Source organism: Duganella qianjiadongensis (assembly GCF_009857915.1).
Lineage (GTDB): Bacteria > Pseudomonadota > Gammaproteobacteria > Burkholderiales > Burkholderiaceae_D > Rugamonas > Rugamonas qianjiadongensis.
This window is the reverse complement of sequence record NZ_WWCM01000033.1, coordinates 1-15,645: the sequence shown is the minus strand read 5'-3', so window position 1 is coordinate 15,645 and position 15,645 is coordinate 1. Positions and strand designations below refer to the sequence as shown.

Below are 15,645 nucleotides of genomic sequence, written 5' to 3'. Positions count from 1 at the left end.
AGCGTTGTGTTCATCAGCGAAGAGGCAAGATTATGAGGCGTTTCAAACATTCCGTCAAGTCTTACTTTTCAACTCGCTTAACTCAGCGCTGGGCGCCTTGTTTTGCGAGGGGGCGAACTATAGCAAGTCAGATCCATTGCCGTCCAGTCTTATTTTCCGCTGGCACTTCATTTGCTTTGAATACTAAAGCAACGCCTAAACGAAGAGCTTTTGCTCACATTTTGCACAGGTGCTACATTATGGAACACCTAGGCATACAAAACAGAGCCGATCACGGCCGCCGGAGACAACGAGACCATTATGGAATACCAGACTGCTCCAGATATGAACAGCACACGCCTAAGCAAGGCGTGGGCGGACAATATGCCACGAATAATCGAAACATCTCACTCGCGCTCGCAGCAGTATGGCTTGCGCCGCGAGTCTGCGCCAGACTACGCACCTCTGGCCCGCAACGACCTCTCCCTATTAATCGAGCAAAACCGGCTGCTGCACACCCATGCGGTACCGGCCATGGAAACGCTGTATCAGCAGATCGTCAACACTCACAATATGGTGATCCTCACGGATGCCAAAGGCGTGATCGTGCATTCGCTGGGCGACGATGACTTTCTGGAGAAAGCCAGCCGCGTCGCGCTGCAGCCGGGCGTCGCATGGTCGGAACAGAGCCGCGGCACCAACGCAATCGGCACAGCCATTGCGGAAGGCACACCGGCACTGGTGCACGCGGACCAGCACTACCTGTCAGCCAACCACTTCCTGACCTGTTCGGCCGCGCCTATCGCCGACCATCAGGGTAATGTCATTGGCGTACTCGATGTATCGGGCGACCAGCGCAGCTACCACAAGCACACCATGGCCCTAGTGCGCATGTCGGCGCTGATGATCGAGAATCAGCTGTTCTCGGCCGCTTTTGAAGATGCCATTACCATCCGTTTCCACGCCCGCCCCGAGTTTATCGGCACGCTGATGGAAGGTATAGCTTCCTTCAGCCCCGGCGGCCGCTTCCTCGCTGCCAACCGCAATGGCCTGTTCCAGCTGGGACTTTCGACGGCAGCGCTGCAATCCCATACTTTCAGCTCGCTGTTCGGCTTACCCGTTTCAGCGCTGTTTGACCACTACCGCACCGCTTCGCCCGGCCTGCTCAATCTATGCATGCATAACGGCGTCAGCGTGTATGGCCGCGCCCAGCTACGCCTGTCGAATAGCGTATTCCAGCAGTCGCTCAGCACGGACCGCTCCACTCCCGCTGCCCAGCCAGCGCCGATGTCCGCCAGTCAGGCAGCCAGCACAGCGCGCCGCCTGTCCGGTCTGCGCTACCTGCGCACTGGCGACCAGCAGCTGGAGCTGGTGATCGAGAAAGTCACGCGCGTGCTGGGCAAAGACATCCCCATCATGATCATGGGCGAAACGGGCACCGGCAAGGAACTGCTGGCACAAGCCATCCACAACGATTCGCCACGCGCCATGAGCCCCTTTGTAGCGGTGAACTGTGCTTCGATTCCGGAAACACTGATCGAATCGGAGCTGTTCGGCTATGAAGACGGCGCCTTCACCGGCGCGCGCAAGAAAGGCGCTATCGGCAAAATCCTGCAGGCCAATGGCGGCACGCTGTTCCTAGACGAGATTGGCGATATGCCTTTTAGCCTGCAGGCCCGCCTGCTGCGCGTGCTACAGGAACGTATGGTCACGCCGCTGGGCAGCGACAAGTCCATCCCCGTCAATGTAGAGCTGATCTGCGCCACCAATCACAACCTGCGCGACCGCATCGCTAAGGGCTTGTTCCGCGAAGACTTGTACTATCGTCTGAACGGGCTGGTGGTAAAACTGCCGCCGCTGCGCGAACGCACCGATCTGGAAACCGTCGTCAAGAAGATACTGGCAACCGAATCCAACAACGGCCGCTACTACGTTTCGACGGAAATCCTGCAACTGTTCCGCCAGCACCGCTGGCCTGGCAACTTCCGCCAGCTGACCAATCTGCTGCGCACCGCCATAGTCATGGCAGGCGACGAACACGAGATCTGCCTGCGCCACATGCCGGACGACTTCCTCGACGACATAGAACAAGCCGCCACGCAACTGGCGGTACCCGACCCCGCGCAGATGGTGGCAAGCGGCGCCAATCTGGAAGAGATGGAGCAGTCCGTGATTCTCAAATCACTGGAGGCCCATGGCGGCAATGTCTCGGCAACAGCACGTGCGCTAGGCGTCTCGCGCAATACCATCTACCGCAAAGTACCCAACCTGAAGTAAACCGCCTCACACCTCGGCAGGGAAACCTGCCGAGCAGCGGCTATGCCCCTGCTTATCGATCACTAGCAGGTCTACTGCCGGCATCCGTGCCGCCAGCGCTTGCGCCCTTTCCCATCCCATCACCATGAAGGCAGTCGACAAGCCGTCGGCCAGCAGGGCATTGGGGGCCAGTACCGTAACACTGGCCAGTTCCGGCGGCGAATCGCCCAGTGCAGGATCGAAAATGTGGTGGTGCCGGTAGTCGGGCGTAAATAGACACTCGTAATCGCCTGAAGTGGCAACGCTACAGCCCTGCGCCCGCAAGGTGGTTGCCAGTTTGCCATCGTCGCGGGGATCGCGCACACCGAGCGTCCACGGGCGCTGCATTCCGCGCTGGCCGCGGGCGATGAACTCGCCCGTATCGAGCAAGGCGTCGCGTATGCCGTACTTCTGCACGGCGGCCAATGCCTGATCGGCCGCATAGCCCTGCGCCAGCCCGTTTAGCGTCAGCGCCATCCCAGTGCGCTGGAAGCGTATCTGTTCAGGCCGGATTTCCAGCTCGCGCCAGTTCACCAGTGAGCGGGCACGACGGATCGCCGCTGCATCCGGCAATCGCCCCGCACTGGCCGCCTGCGAATACAGCAGCCACAATGGCTGCACCGTGACATCGAATGCACCATCGGTCATCTGCGACAACTGCGCGCCCTGCTGCAGCACCTGTAACAGCCGCCTATCGGGCTGATTCAGATAGCCATCCCGGTTGAGCTGAAATACCTGACTGTCGGGGCGGTAGATATTCATCAGGGCGTCGATCTGCTGCGCTGCGCGCAGACCATCGCTAATGGCCCGCGCCGCAAGCTCCGCATCGGTATGCACTACCGATATCGAGATCGTAGTCCCGAACGCCAATGCCGCGCCCGTATGCAGCGTGGCACCATGCGTCCAGACGCAGCCGGCCACGCCGGCAATGCTGCCTACAGCACTGGCAATAAAGGTACGACGTTTCATTTGTTCTCTCCGCCTTTCATGACAGGCTGTATCGGAATCACATTGGCGCGTTTAAGCTCCAGCATGCGCGGTGCGCATTTCTGTTCACTGTTATAGATCACCACGCAATCCATGCACTGGAAGCACTCGTCGTACTCTATCGTCCCGGCAGGTGCAATGGCCTGATAGTCGCAACGATGGCGACAGGTCTGGCACGGCGTACCGCACTCGCTACGGCGCGGTATCCAGTTCAGCCAGCGCACTTTGCCCAGCAGCGCCAGCGCTCCGCCAAAGGGACACAGATAGCGGCAATAGAATTTGTAAATTACACCGCTAAGCATCAGTAACGCCACTGCGTAGAGCACGAACGGCAAGCTGCGCACAAAATTCAAAGTGATTGCTGTCTTGAATGGCTCCAACTCTACCAGCCGGTCAGTCCACTCGGTGGCAAAAAAAGCGCTGCTGAGTATCAGCGCCAGCAGCACATACTTGATGCGCTTGAGTTGCCGGTCCAGCCGCGTACGCAACCTTATCTGCGGCAGCCGCAGCAGGCGAGCCAGTTGGTGGCTGAACTCTTGCAGCGCGCCGAAGGGACACAACCAGCCGCAGAAGGTGCCGCGCCCCCACAGCACCAGCGACAGTACTACAAAGATCCATAGCGTCACGGTCATGGGATCGAACAGCAGAAATTCGAGACTACGTCCCGCCACCAGTGCCTGTACGGCACCGGTGATATTCACTATCGACAGCTGCCCCTGCGCGTAATACCCGATGAACCCCACGGTGTATAGAAGATAGATGCGGCGTAGCCAGACAAAGCGCCGCGCGTCACTGGTCAGGTGACGCTGCATCAGCAGCGCTGCCGCAAGCACCAGCAGACCCGCCACCAGCAGCACCAGCTCGTTCTGGCGAGTGCGCCAGATACCCTGCCATGACTTGCTACTGGCCTGCGCCGGTATCAACAGGTGCGATGGCAATTGATACGACACGCCCAGCTCACGCGTAATCCGCTCCGGATAAACTATGCCCTTGTTGCGCGTGATAGGTAGCGCGAAATCCAGCGCGCCAGCCGGATCAAGACCAGCCTGCGCAATGACCCGCAATACCGTGACATTCTCGAAGCCCGGGACACCTTGTGCAAAGCGCACATCCAGATCCAGATCACGTATATCGACAGGCAGCCTCTCCTGCCTTAGCAGCAGACGGTCGGGCACACTGCCAGGCACAAAGTCTTCACCGGTAATGCTATAGCGTCCCGACGACATGACCAGCAAAGCATGATCCCCCGCTTCAAGGCGGCCCTGCAATTTGCGCCAGCTTCCTTCCTTGAGCAGACTGCGCCCTATCGTGGGCACTGAAACATAGGCCAGATAGAGATCGATGAACAGTTCGTCCGGCTGGTTAAGCGCTACGCTATCGAGACCCGCGCCAACAGTACCCGCGAACAGCTTCTCCACCGCGCGGTTGCTAACCCGCAGATGCTGCACCAGTCCATCGTCGCACAGCTGCTGCCATGTGCGCGGCTCGAACACATCACCACGCACCTGCGCAATCTGGTCAGGATCGCGCGCAGCGCCGAAGCCCAGCTTCTTGCGCGAGACCTTCAGCGCGGCCGCCAGTATGCTCTGATTGATGATCCGTACCGAGGCGGTGGCTTTGGACACGCCGTCGATATGGGCATTGGCCGCATCAGCTCGTGCGCCGCTGCGCGTACCTTGAGCGATGCTGATATTCTGCTTGAGCGACAGGTCTTTATACTGCTGCACAAACTGCAGCAGAGGCGCCTCGCCCAGGCCGTCGAGAAAAACCGGCTCATGCTGCGATAGCACCTGCACACCGATAAACACGCCTTTAGGGTCTATCGCCACCATCAGGTTGAGCGGCACGCCGGCGAAGCCGGGGATCGGTGCCAGATCAATGGACTCGAACACATAGCCTACCAGCTCGGTCGCCGTGGCATTCTGCTTGAATAGCGGCCAGACCGGCAGCTCCGTGTCACGTTCGCCAACGATGAGCGGCGCAGGGAAACGCCGCACCAGTTCGGCGTGCGTAAGTACACCGGCCTTTGCCGGCACGGCAGCGCAATACGCCGCCATGCACAGACACAGGCCAGCGAACAGCGCGCGCCAGTCCGGCACGCGCAAGCCCAGCAAGGCAGACCGCATCAGAAGAAGATAATGCCGCCGAAGGAAGCGCCGTTCATCTTCGCTTCACCGCCGGTGAAGGCTTTCGAACGGGTTTCACCCACTTCCCCTACCAGCGTGATCACCTTATTGAGCGTGTAGTACACACCCAGCGTCACATTGGCATTCGATTTCAAACCACCCGTGCCGGCCGTATTCGTATCGTTACGGCTGATACCGTAGTTGACACCCACCCGGACTTTCTCTGCCACCTTGTAGGTGCCCTGCACCAGATACGCCTTGGTCTTGGTATTGCCCTGATCAGCATCGGACAGAATGCCGAGGCCAGTGCCGCTCTGCACATTGCCCAGCAAGTTCAGATCGCCCGCCTGATAGCTTGCGCCCAGTTCGACGGCAGACATGGTGAAATCCTTGGCGCCGCTGGCCGAAGCCGAGAATTTCTGCGACTTGCCGCCCACCCAGGCCTTCAGTCCATCCGCAGCATAAGTCAGCTGTGCCTGCACTTGCGGGCTGGATTTGGCAGAGTAAGCCGGCGCTGCGACAATAGGTGTATCCGCCACCGGGCTCACCACAGCAGCATCGAAGCCCACGCCACTGGACGATTTGGGCGCGCTATAAGCGATCTGCCCATAGTAGCCAACATAGCTATAGCCAGCGCCGATATGGCCCAGCGTTACACGGCCGCGCTGGGTGGCTTGCACCGGTGCGCCGGAGCCGATCAGCGTCATATCTGAGAAGATGGCGTTAGCACCGAAGATGCCGTTATCACGGCCCAGTTTCACCGTTCCCATTTCGGCATTACCGAAGCTGAAGTAGGCCTGACGCACGTCGACACCGGAGTTGGCAGCAATCGCGCTATCGGTAGCCGTGGCGTTGTAGATACCGATCAGCGCTTTGACGTCGAAGTCGCCCTGCTTCGACGTCGCCGAGGTCACCAGCCCGTTAGGCAGCAGGCCGTTGCCGATGGTGGTGCGGTTGTTCTCGCCGCCGCAGCCCAGCCCTTTGCCACCAAGGGCCAGACCGCCAACGCTATCGCCGCTGCAGGACACTTGCGTGTAGTAGGCATTGACGATGCCGCCCAGCGCTACGTTCCAGTCACCTGCCTTGAAATCGACAGCCTGTGCAGCCTGAGTACCTGCAACAGCCAATGCGCCCAGCACGATTACTTTTTTCATTTATGTCTCCCGATATTTTTGGAATGGTTATCTACATCAAGCGATGTACACGGGATATGGCAATTTGCGTGCCCAGTCTGCAGCAGAGGGAGCACCCATAGACTGCATCGAAAAGCTGTGCAGTTACGGATCAGCGCCACAGCACACTGTTCAGAATTTGATCGCTACGCCTGCAGCACAAAGCCCGCAGCTACAGCATTTGTGCAAAAAAAACGGCGGCCGAAGCCGCCGCAAAACGTACCCGAAACTACCGACTACTTGGAGGACAACTTAAATACCCATACCGAACCGCCCTGCTCGAGGAAGTTGACTTTTTTCGCCACTTCGCCACCCCACAGAGGTACCGCGCCACCCCAGCCCGACACCACGGCCACGTACTGGGTGTCGCCATCCTGCCAGGTCACAGGAGGTGCAACCACGCCCGAGCCGGTCTGGAACTTCCACAGTTCTTTACCTGTTTTGGCATCGACCGCTTTCAGGAAACCTTCAGGCGTACCGTAGAACACCAGACCACCGGCGGTGCTCATTACGCCACCCCACAGCGGAGCGGTGTTTTTGACTTCCCATACGATCTTGCCGGTCTTGGGATCGATAGCGCGCAGCGCGCCGATGTAATCGTCGAACAGCGGACGGATAGTGAAGCCCGCGCCCAGATAGGCGCCGCCTTTCTTATAGCTAATAGGCTCGTTCCAGATATCCATACCCCATTCGTTGGCAGGCACGTAGAACAGGCCGGTCTGCTGGCTGTAGGCCATCGGCATCTGGTTCTTCGCGCCGAGGAAGGCCGGAGCAGCGAACACGGTGCTGCCTTTCTTGCCTTCTTCGCCTTTGGTCGGATCGCCCGGACGATTGGCCGGAATGAAGTTAGGACGGCCAGTTTTCAGATCGATACTGGAGGCCCAGGTGATTTTCTTCACGAACGGGAAAGCGTTCTGCAGCTTGCCATTGTTCGCGTCGATCACGTAGAAGAAGCCGTTACGGTCAGCTTTGCCGCCATAGCGCTTGCCATCCATATCGAAGGTAACGAATTCATTCGCGCCATCGAAGTCCCACGAATCATTCGGGGTGTTCTGGTAGGCCCATTTGATCTGGCCGGTTTTTACATCGAGTGCCACGGTGGACGAAGAGTACAGATTGTCGCCGGGACGCAGGTGGCTATTCCATGGCGCTGGATTGCCGGTGCCGAAGTAGGCCAGACCTGTCTTGGCATCATACGTACCGCCCATCCAGGTGGAGGCGCCGCCGGTCTTCCACAGATCGCCCGGCCAGGTTTTGTTCAGGGTGCCGGAGATGCCGTTCTCGATGGCCTTGCCATCTTTGTCGTAACGGTAGCCCATGTGGCCTTCCACCGTCGGACGGGTCCACAGCAGTTCGCCGGTCAGCGGATTACGCGCTTCCACGCGGCCGACGATACCGAACTCGCCGCCCGATACACCGGTCAGCAGAACGCCATCGGCGATCAGCGGAGCTGCCGTCATCGAGTAGCCAGCGGCGTAGTCATCGATCTTCTCTTTCCACACAACTTTACCGGTATCCTGATTCAGTGCCACCAGCTGCGCATCGAGCGTACCGAAAATCACCAGATTGCCGAACAGTGCAGCGCCACGGTTCACCACATCGCAGCAAGGCATGATGCCGTCTGGCAGACGGTGCTCATACTTCCAGAGCTTCTGACCCGTCTTCATGTCGATGGCGAAGATACGCGAATACGACGCCGTGACGAACATTTTGCCGTTGTGGATAACCGGCTGCGATTCCTGGCCGCGCTGCTTTTCGCCGCCAAACGAGAACGACCATGCCGGCACCAGCTTGGACACGTTCTTGCTGTTCACCTGCGTTAATGGCGAATAACGCTGACCTTCCGAACCGATACCGAACGACAGCACGTTGCTGGTGTCGGTAGCGGCGTTTTTGAGCATGGCCGAAGTAACTTCGGTACCATGGGCCAGCGTCAGGAAGGACATCCCCGCCAGCGATGCGATGACAATTTTCTGCACTTTGATCTCCGGATTTTATGGTTGTAATGTGCTGCTATGCTGCCGAGCCGAGTACTGCAAGCTCTTCGTCGCTGAACAGGCGCGAGCGGGTGATAAACCGCCAGCCCGTCCCGTTATCGAGCGAGAACATGCCGCCGTTCCCTGCGACGACATCGATAATCAGTTGCGTGTGCTCCCAGTATTCGAACTGCTCGCGTCCCATATAGAACGCGGCACCGTCCAGATGACCGAGGTAGACATCGGTATCGCTGACGTCGAATTCGCCCAGCGGGTAGCACATCGGCGTGCTGCCATCACAGCAGCCGCCAGACTGGAAGAACATCACCGGCCCGTGACGGCTACGCAATGCTGCGACTAGATCGAGTGCGGCTGGCGTGGCCGTCACACGGGCGATGATGTGGTCCATGATTAGAAGAAGCCCAGTGCGTTAGGGTTGTAGCTCACCAGCAGATTCTTGGTTTGCTGGTAGTGGTCGAGCATCATTTTGTGATTTTCGCGACCGATACCCGACTGCTTGTAGCCGCCGAACGCAGCATGGGCTGGGTACAGGTGGTAGCAGTTGGTCCACACACGGCCAGCCTGAATGGCGCGGCCTACGCGGAAGGCGCGGCTGCCATCACGGGTCCACAGACCGGCGCCCAGACCGTACAGCGTATCGTTAGCGATGCGCAGTGCGTCAGCTTCGTCCTTGAAGGTGGTGACCGACACCACCGGTCCAAAAATCTCTTCCTGGAAGATGCGCATGCTGTTGTCGCCTTTGAAGACGGTAGGACGCACGTAGTAGCCGCCGCCCAGATCGCCGCCCTGCACATTGCGCTCGCCACCAGCCAGCAGCTGTGCGCCTTCCTGTTTGCCGATGTCCATGTAGGACAGGATTTTTTCCAGCTGTTCATGCGATGCCTGTGCACCGATCATCGTGCTCGAATCGAGCGGGTTGCCCTGCTTGATGGCCGCCACGCGCTTGAGTGCGCGCTCGATGAATTTCTCGTAGATGGATTCCTGAATCAGCACGCGCGATGGGCAGGTGCAGACTTCGCCCTGATTCAGCGCGAACATGGCAAAACCTTCCAGGCATTTGTCGAAGAAGGCGTCGTCAGCATCCATCACGTCTTCGAAGAAGATGTTAGGCGATTTGCCGCCCAGTTCCAGCGTTACCGGAATCAGGTTCTGTGCAGCGTATTGCATGATCAGGCGGCCGGTGCCGGTTTCACCGGTGAAGGCGATCTTGGCGATACGCTTGCTCGAAGCCAGCGGCTTACCAGCTTCCAGACCGAAGCCGTTGACCACGTTCAGCACGCCCGGTGGCAGCAGATCGGCTATCACTTCCAGCAGCACCATGATCGAAGCAGGCGTCTGTTCGGCTGGTTTCAGCACGATGCAGTTACCGGCTGCCAGTGCCGGCGCCAGCTTCCACACTGCCATCAGGATAGGGAAGTTCCAGGGGATGATCTGGCCAACGACGCCCAGCGGCTCATGGAAGTGGTAGGCATAGGTTTCGGAATCAATCTGGGCAACGGAACCTTCCTGCGAACGGATGCAACCGGCGAAGTAGCGGAAGTGGTCGATCGCCAGCGGGATGTCGGCAGCCATGGTTTCGCGGATAGGCTTACCGTTGTCGATGGTTTCAGCGGTGGCAATCAGCTGCAGATTGGCTTCCATGCGGTCAGCCATCTTGTTCAGGATATTGGCGCGTTCGGCCGGCGAGGTTTTACCCCAGGCTTCTTTGGCTGCGTGCGCAGCGTCGAGGGCCAGTTCCACGTCTTCTGCGGTGGAACGAGCCACTTCGCAGAACGGCTGGCCGGTGATCGGAGTTACGTTGGCGAAGTACTCGCCTTTAACAGGGGCGACGAATTTGCCGCCGATGTAGTTGTCATAGCGTGCTTTGAAAGGATTAGCTACGCCCAGTTTGCTGATGTCTGCCAGATTCATGTCGTCCTCTTTCTGCTGTGGTTATATAAGGCCGCAAAGTGCGGCATTGGGTAGTGCACATCCTCCTTTTCGCAAACACCGTGCCAGCTCGCGCTGCTATTGCTTCATCACTGCTACGGCCTAGGGAAAACGAGGTAAACGGTCTGATTACAGGGCTAGCACACTGTTACAGCTGTTCAGCTTTGGAACAGGTGTAACAGCACATGGAGCAGGAATTCAGTGGATCACCACACCCCATGGCAATTCGCCGACGCTGATGTCGCTACGTTTGGCTGCACTAGCGGTATCGATCACGGAGACGCTATTGGCCCGGCCATTGGCTACATACAGCTTGGCGCCATCGGGGGTTAGGGCCATATTCCACGGGCGCTTCCCCACTGCCACCGTAGCGCTCACCTGCTGGGTGGCTGTATCGATCACCATTACCGTCGCATCTATACCGTTAGAGACAAATACCTTCTCGCCCGAAGGATGAACCGCGATGCCGTTAGCGTTTTTCCCTGCGGGGATGCGCGCGATCTGCCTGAGCGTCGCCATCTCCACCACATACACGGCATTGGCGAGTTCGCAAGCGATATAGGCACGGCTGCCATCGGGCGTGAAACCCATGCCGCGCGGGCGCAGCCCCACGGCTACGCTGCCGCTCTGCCGCCTTGCCGCCACATCGATCACGTCCACCTGCTCGGCTTCTTCGGCACTGACCAGCAGCCAGCGCCCGTCCGGACTGAACACGGCATGCTCGGGATTCTTGCCCCGCACGGGAATATCAGCGATGACACGCAGTTGTTCTGTGTCGATCAGGGCCACGCTATTGCTCTCCTCAACCGCCACCGCAACCAGACGGCCATCACGCGACACGTTCACGCCTTCAGGCGACTTACCCAGTGCTATGCGGCGTAGCGTCGTGCCGCTGGCGGTATCGAGCACCAGCAATTCGTTGGCAACAGCATCCGTCACATACAGGCGGCTGCCTGCCGGATCGATGGCGATGCCGCGCGGGCGCTTACCGGCAGCGATCTGGCGCAGCACCGTATCGGTCGACGTATCGATCACGCTGACGTTGCCGGACTTCTCGTTGGGTACATAGGCCAGCGGCGCCGCCAGTGCGGGAAGGGCCAGTGAGGTCAGCAGGGAGAGCAGCAGAATGGGAGTTTTCACAGGTTTGCCTTTCGTCGTTCGCGCGCGGGATCGCGCGCGTATGCGACCCATAGTGCAAACGCCGTGCCACCGATCGGCATGGAGCGCTACAGAGATGGCAAACATATTGCTTATATGTCTGGTATAACACTCACCAGAACGGAGACAACATGAAACAGCACTACCGCCTCAACGCCGTCGCAGCGCTCTTTGCGCTCGGTGGCGTTGCCTGCGCCGCCGACGAAGGCAGCGCGCCGATCGACACCGTGGTTGTCAGCGCCACCCGCGTCGGTCACACCATTTTCGACATGCCCGCAGCGATCGATGTGGTGGATGGCCAGCGTATCCGCTCAGCGCAGGCGCGCGTCAACGCTTCGGAAGCGCTGTCTGCCGTGCCGGGACTGGTGGCGCAGAACCGCCAGAATTACGCGCAGGACCTGCAGATATCCTCGCGCGGCTTCGGCGCCCGTTCCGCCTTTGGCGTGCGTGGCGTGCGTCTGATCGCCGACGGTATCCCTGCCAGCATGCCCGACGGTCAGGGGCAGGCGGCTACTTTCAATCTCGACCTGGCAGAACGCATCGAAGTGCTGCGCGGCCCCTTCTCCGCCATCTATGGCAATCACTCGGGCGGCGTCATCCAGCTGTTCACGCGTGATGGCGAAGGCTCGCCCAGCGTAGAGACTACGGTAACCGCAGGCAGTTACGGCAGCCACAAGCTGGACCTCAACGCACAGGGACAGCAAGGCAGCGTCGGTTACGTACTCGATGCTTCACGTTTCGAGACGGATGGCTATCGCGCCCACAGCGCGGCCAAACGCGATCAGGCTGCGGCCAAGCTGACACTCAAGCCACTCGACCATGCCGTGCTGACCATCATCGCCAATGGACTGCATCAGGGTGACACCCAGGATGCACTTGGTGTTACATGGGCCACCTATCAGCGTGATCCCCGTGCGGGCGAGATCGATACCACCGATACCCAGACACCCAAGCGCACACTGGCCGACAGGTACAACACCCGCAAGAGTATCGATCACCAGCAGATCGGTGCAAACTGGGAACAGCAGTTTGGCGAAGACCGTCTGCACCTGAGTACCTACGGCGGCAACCGGCAGGTAATCCAGTATCAGGCCTTCTCCAAAGCGTTTCAGGCACCGGCCAGCCATTCGGGCGGCGTGGTCGATTTTGACCGCAACTTCTATGGTGCGGATCTGAACTGGCTACACGTGGCGCGCCTGGCAGACGGCGTTCTGAGCACCACCGCCGGACTGGAATATGGCCACTCGGGCGATGACCGGCGCGGCTACGAAAACTTCATCGGCACGCAGTTCGGCGTCAAAGGTGCATTGCGCCGTTCGGAAGATGATAACGTCAGCAGCACCGAGCCATATCTGCAGACCGAATGGCAATCCGGCCCGTGGATGCTCAGTGCCGGTCTACGCTATAGCAGCGTGCGCATCTCGGTGGATGACCATTACCTCGCCAATGGCAACGACAGCGGTGCGCTCTCCTATAGCCACACCACGCCGGTGGCGGGAGTACTGTACAAATTTACGCCAGCTCTGCATGCCTACGCCAGCGCAGCGCGCGGTTTTGAGACACCTACCCTCAACGAACTGTTCTACTCCGGCACAGGCGGCGGCTTTAACTTCCACCTGCAGCCTGCACACAGCAAACATCTTGAAGCAGGCATCAAACTACGTAGCGGCGACGACACGCGCCTCAATGCTGCCGTGTTCCAGATCCGCACCACGGACGAACTAGTCGTCGATAGCAGCAGCGGCGGCCGTACCAGCTACCGCAACGCAGGCCGCACGCTACGCCAGGGGGGCGAACTGGCGCTCGATACCAGCTGGCGTTACGGCTTCAGCAGCCATGTAGCGCTGACCAGCCTGCGCGCCATCTATGACGAAGGCTTTGGCAGCGTGCTCAAAGGCAGCCGCCTGCCTGGCGTGCCGAACGCGAATGGCTATGCAGACCTCGCATGGAAAGATAGCTCGGGTCTGTTCAGCGCCGCAGTTGAAGCAATCGCATCGAGTCGTATCTACGCCGACGACGCCAACGCCGATCAGGCAGCACCCGGCTATGCAGTCCTCAACGCCCGCATCGGTAGCAGCCAGCATTGGCACGGCTGGCAGTTCAAGCAGTTTGTGCGTCTGAATAATCTGCTGGACCGTCAGTATGTGGGTTCGGTGATTGTCGGCGACAGTAACAAGCGCTATTACGAAGCAGCACCGACGCGCAACTGGCTGATGGGTGCAAGTGCGCAGTATCAGTTCTAAGTATCGGTTCTAAAGCAGCAGGAAAGACAGAGCGCCACCTTCAAGGTGGCGCTCTGTTTTGGGGGATTGTTACGCTGCAGTAGGAAGACTGCGCTGTATGGCTGCGGTTCAGGGCATCTGTTCGTGCACGCCGTGCCGCGCAAAGATCGCCTGCAATTCACCACTGGCGCGTAGTTCGTTTACGGCCTGCTGCAACATGCGAGCCACGTCTTGATCTTCTTTGCGCACGGCCATACCAACTGCCCAGCCGGCACGCGGCAGACGCTGGAACGCCACTTCGTTCAGCGGGAAGGCCGGATCATCGCGGAACGTTGCTTCAATCTCCGAGCGGTTAGCCAGCACCGCATCGAGCTCCCCCGCTTTCAGGGCGGTCAGCGCTTCACCTGCTGTTTCGAAAATACGCACTTTGTCGCGGAAGCGGCCGTTGCCCTCGCCCAGCAACACCATGCCGGCGATCGATACCTTCTCGACGCCTATGGTCTTGCCGGCCAGCGACTCAATCCCGTCGAACTGCGGCATGGTGCGAGCGCTACGTACCAGCCTTACCGTCTCCACATGGTAAGGGGCGAAGATGCTCACCTTACCATTATCGTTCATCAGCTGCGGTTCCACCGGCACGTGCAGCAGCACGTCGGCAGGGCCATAGCCAAGGTAGTGGCCCTTCCACACCATATTGCGCAAGTCATCGCCAAGATTCTCCCCTGCCGGGAATGGCAACAGCTTAAGTTTCAAACCCAGCTTGGCAGACAAGGCTTGGGCCAGTTCCACATCGATGCCAGCATTCCGGTCCGAAAACGGCGCGAACTGTTCGTACACGGCCACTTTCAGCGTGCCGGACTGGTGGATCTTGTCCCAGTCCGCATGTGCCGGCAGCGCCACGCTGCCGCACACACCCGCTGCCAGTAATACCCGTCCCAGCTTACGCAAAGTAGAGTTCAGCATGGCAGGCTCCGATTAGTTGCTAGCGTCGCGACGGGCTTCCAGATAGGTCTTGATGGCCCACATGGCTTCCTGATTGAATACGCCTTCGAACGGTGGCATGTAGACAGCGCCGTTGCGCACTTTGCCGTTACGGATGGAAGTCAGGAAGTAGTTGTCGATCTCCTTGAAGCAGGCCTTTTTCTTACTGTCGTTTTTCACGTCCATGCAGTCGCGGTCCAGCATGCGCAGATCGGGCGCAATACCACCAGTGACAGCTTCCAGGCCATGGCAGCGAGCGCAGTTCTGGTTGTAGGCCGAGGCACCGATCTTGAGAGCCAGCTTGTTGCCGCGGTAAGGATTCTGCTCGGCCCATTTGTCGCCGACCGGAGGCAGACCGGTAGTATCCACGGATTGTGGCACGACGTTACCGTGGGCCGAGGCGTTTAGGGCGAACAGAGCCGAGCTGGCGATGAGGGCTGCGGCGAAAGTGCGGATGGTGCTTTTCATGGTGAAGTCTCCTGACTGTTTTAAGAATAACAGTCATAGAGCAAACGCCGTGCCAAGCCATTTCCCCAGTCTCCGAACGTCTGATTGCTCCAATCTGAAACAGCTGTGACAGTCTCCATGCCTGTGATAGATCAATTTTTCACAGGTAAAAAGACAGCTGCAAAAGCAAAAAACCCCCAACGGCCTAAGGCTGAAGGGGGTTTTTCTTAATAACTAGCTTGACGATAACCTACTTTCACACTGGTTGCAGCACTATCATCGGCGCAGAGTTGTTTCACGGTCCTGTTCGGGATGGGAAGGGGTGGGACCAACTTGCTATGGTCATCAAGCT

At 59.0% G+C, this 15,645-nt stretch carries 12 protein-coding genes and 1 rRNA gene; 3 read left to right on the top strand and 10 right to left on the bottom strand.

Annotated features, from left to right (window positions below; all coding sequences use genetic code 11):
• The coding region (locus tag GTP27_RS23920; RefSeq protein ID WP_229634293.1) for a hypothetical protein at nt 1–187 on the top strand (187 nt) is incomplete at its 5' end.
• 113 nt (nt 188–300) lie between these two features.
• Nucleotides 301–2,256: a sigma-54-dependent Fis family transcriptional regulator gene (locus GTP27_RS22640; RefSeq protein WP_161041356.1), complete on the top strand. Its 1,956-nt coding sequence runs from the start codon at nt 301–303 to the stop codon at nt 2,254–2,256.
• A 6-nt stretch (nt 2,257–2,262) separates the two neighbouring features.
• On the opposite strand, the gene GTP27_RS22635 is transcribed toward GTP27_RS22640, so the two are convergent.
• The 7 genes from GTP27_RS22635 to GTP27_RS22605 form a co-directional block, all read right to left on the bottom strand.
• Nucleotides 2,263–3,243 carry an FAD:protein FMN transferase gene (locus GTP27_RS22635; RefSeq protein WP_161041355.1) on the bottom strand — a complete coding sequence of 327 codons (981 nt, stop codon included), beginning with the start codon at nt 3,241–3,243 and terminating at the stop codon, nt 2,263–2,265.
• Entirely contained in the window at nt 3,240–5,387 is a 2,148-nt protein-coding gene (locus GTP27_RS22630) for a 4Fe-4S binding protein (RefSeq protein ID WP_229634291.1), read from the bottom strand. The genes GTP27_RS22635 and GTP27_RS22630 overlap by 4 nt, the downstream gene beginning before the upstream one ends.
• Entirely contained in the window at nt 5,387–6,541 is a 1,155-nt protein-coding gene (locus GTP27_RS22625; protein ID WP_202417016.1) for a porin family protein, read from the bottom strand. Before GTP27_RS22625 ends, GTP27_RS22630 begins: the two co-directional genes overlap by 1 nt.
• Before the next feature lie 254 nt (nt 6,542–6,795).
• Nucleotides 6,796–8,505: a PQQ-dependent methanol/ethanol family dehydrogenase gene (locus GTP27_RS22620; RefSeq protein WP_202417017.1), complete on the bottom strand. Its 1,710-nt coding sequence runs from the start codon at nt 8,503–8,505 to the stop codon at nt 6,796–6,798.
• A gap of 67 nt (nt 8,506–8,572) precedes the next feature.
• Nucleotides 8,573–8,944: a DUF779 domain-containing protein gene (locus tag GTP27_RS22615; RefSeq protein WP_161041354.1), complete on the bottom strand. Its 372-nt coding sequence runs from the start codon at nt 8,942–8,944 to the stop codon at nt 8,573–8,575.
• A 2-nt stretch (nt 8,945–8,946) separates the two neighbouring features.
• Entirely contained in the window at nt 8,947–10,467 is a 1,521-nt protein-coding gene (adh, locus tag GTP27_RS22610) for an aldehyde dehydrogenase (RefSeq protein ID WP_155436862.1), read from the bottom strand.
• 216 nt (nt 10,468–10,683) lie between these two features.
• Nucleotides 10,684–11,625, bottom strand: coding sequence for a beta-propeller fold lactonase family protein (locus tag GTP27_RS22605; RefSeq protein WP_371865983.1), 942 nt, complete (start codon nt 11,623–11,625; stop codon nt 10,684–10,686).
• Between the two features lie 149 nt (nt 11,626–11,774).
• Here GTP27_RS22605 and GTP27_RS22600 point away from each other — a divergent pair, with 149 nt between their 5' ends.
• Nucleotides 11,775–13,886, top strand: a complete 2,112-nt coding sequence (locus tag GTP27_RS22600) for a TonB-dependent receptor family protein (protein WP_161041352.1) — start codon at nt 11,775–11,777, stop codon at nt 13,884–13,886.
• Nucleotides 13,887–13,994: 108 nt separating this feature from the next.
• Here the strand turns inward: GTP27_RS22600 and GTP27_RS22595 are convergent, their stop codons facing one another.
• The 3 genes from GTP27_RS22595 to rrf all read right to left on the bottom strand — a co-directional run bounded on the left by GTP27_RS22595 (nt 13,995) and on the right by rrf (nt 15,643).
• A complete protein-coding gene (locus GTP27_RS22595) occupies nt 13,995–14,828 on the bottom strand; it encodes a substrate-binding periplasmic protein (RefSeq protein WP_161041351.1) in 834 nt (277 codons plus the stop codon).
• Between the two features lie 12 nt (nt 14,829–14,840).
• Complete coding sequence (gene pedF, locus GTP27_RS22590) at nt 14,841–15,314, bottom strand: cytochrome c-550 PedF (RefSeq protein WP_161041350.1); 474 nt, start codon at nt 15,312–15,314, stop codon at nt 14,841–14,843.
• Nucleotides 15,315–15,530: 216 nt separating this feature from the next.
• Nucleotides 15,531–15,643: ribosomal RNA gene (rrf, locus tag GTP27_RS22585) — 5S ribosomal RNA — on the bottom strand.
• Nucleotides 15,644–15,645 lie beyond the last annotated feature (2 nt).

Excerpts from the sequence above, each read along its gene's own strand:
- GTP27_RS22640 (WP_161041356.1), top strand. The coding sequence starts at position 301 with ATGGAATACCAGACTGCTCCAGATATGAACAGCACACGCCTAAGCAAG.
- GTP27_RS22635 (WP_161041355.1), bottom strand. The coding sequence starts at position 3,243 with ATGAAACGTCGTACCTTTATTGCCAGTGCTGTAGGCAGCATTGCCGGC.
- GTP27_RS22630 (WP_229634291.1), bottom strand. The coding sequence starts at position 5,387 with ATGCGGTCTGCCTTGCTGGGCTTGCGCGTGCCGGACTGGCGCGCGCTG.
- GTP27_RS22625 (WP_202417016.1), bottom strand. The coding sequence starts at position 6,541 with ATGAAAAAAGTAATCGTGCTGGGCGCATTGGCTGTTGCAGGTACTCAG.
- GTP27_RS22620 (WP_202417017.1), bottom strand. The coding sequence starts at position 8,505 with ATGTCCTTCCTGACGCTGGCCCATGGTACCGAAGTTACTTCGGCCATG.
- GTP27_RS22615 (WP_161041354.1), bottom strand. The coding sequence starts at position 8,944 with ATGGACCACATCATCGCCCGTGTGACGGCCACGCCAGCCGCACTCGAT.
- adh (WP_155436862.1), bottom strand. The coding sequence starts at position 10,467 with ATGAATCTGGCAGACATCAGCAAACTGGGCGTAGCTAATCCTTTCAAA.
- GTP27_RS22600 (WP_161041352.1), top strand. The coding sequence starts at position 11,775 with ATGAAACAGCACTACCGCCTCAACGCCGTCGCAGCGCTCTTTGCGCTC.
- GTP27_RS22595 (WP_161041351.1), bottom strand. The coding sequence starts at position 14,828 with ATGCTGAACTCTACTTTGCGTAAGCTGGGACGGGTATTACTGGCAGCG.
- pedF (WP_161041350.1), bottom strand. The coding sequence starts at position 15,314 with ATGAAAAGCACCATCCGCACTTTCGCCGCAGCCCTCATCGCCAGCTCG.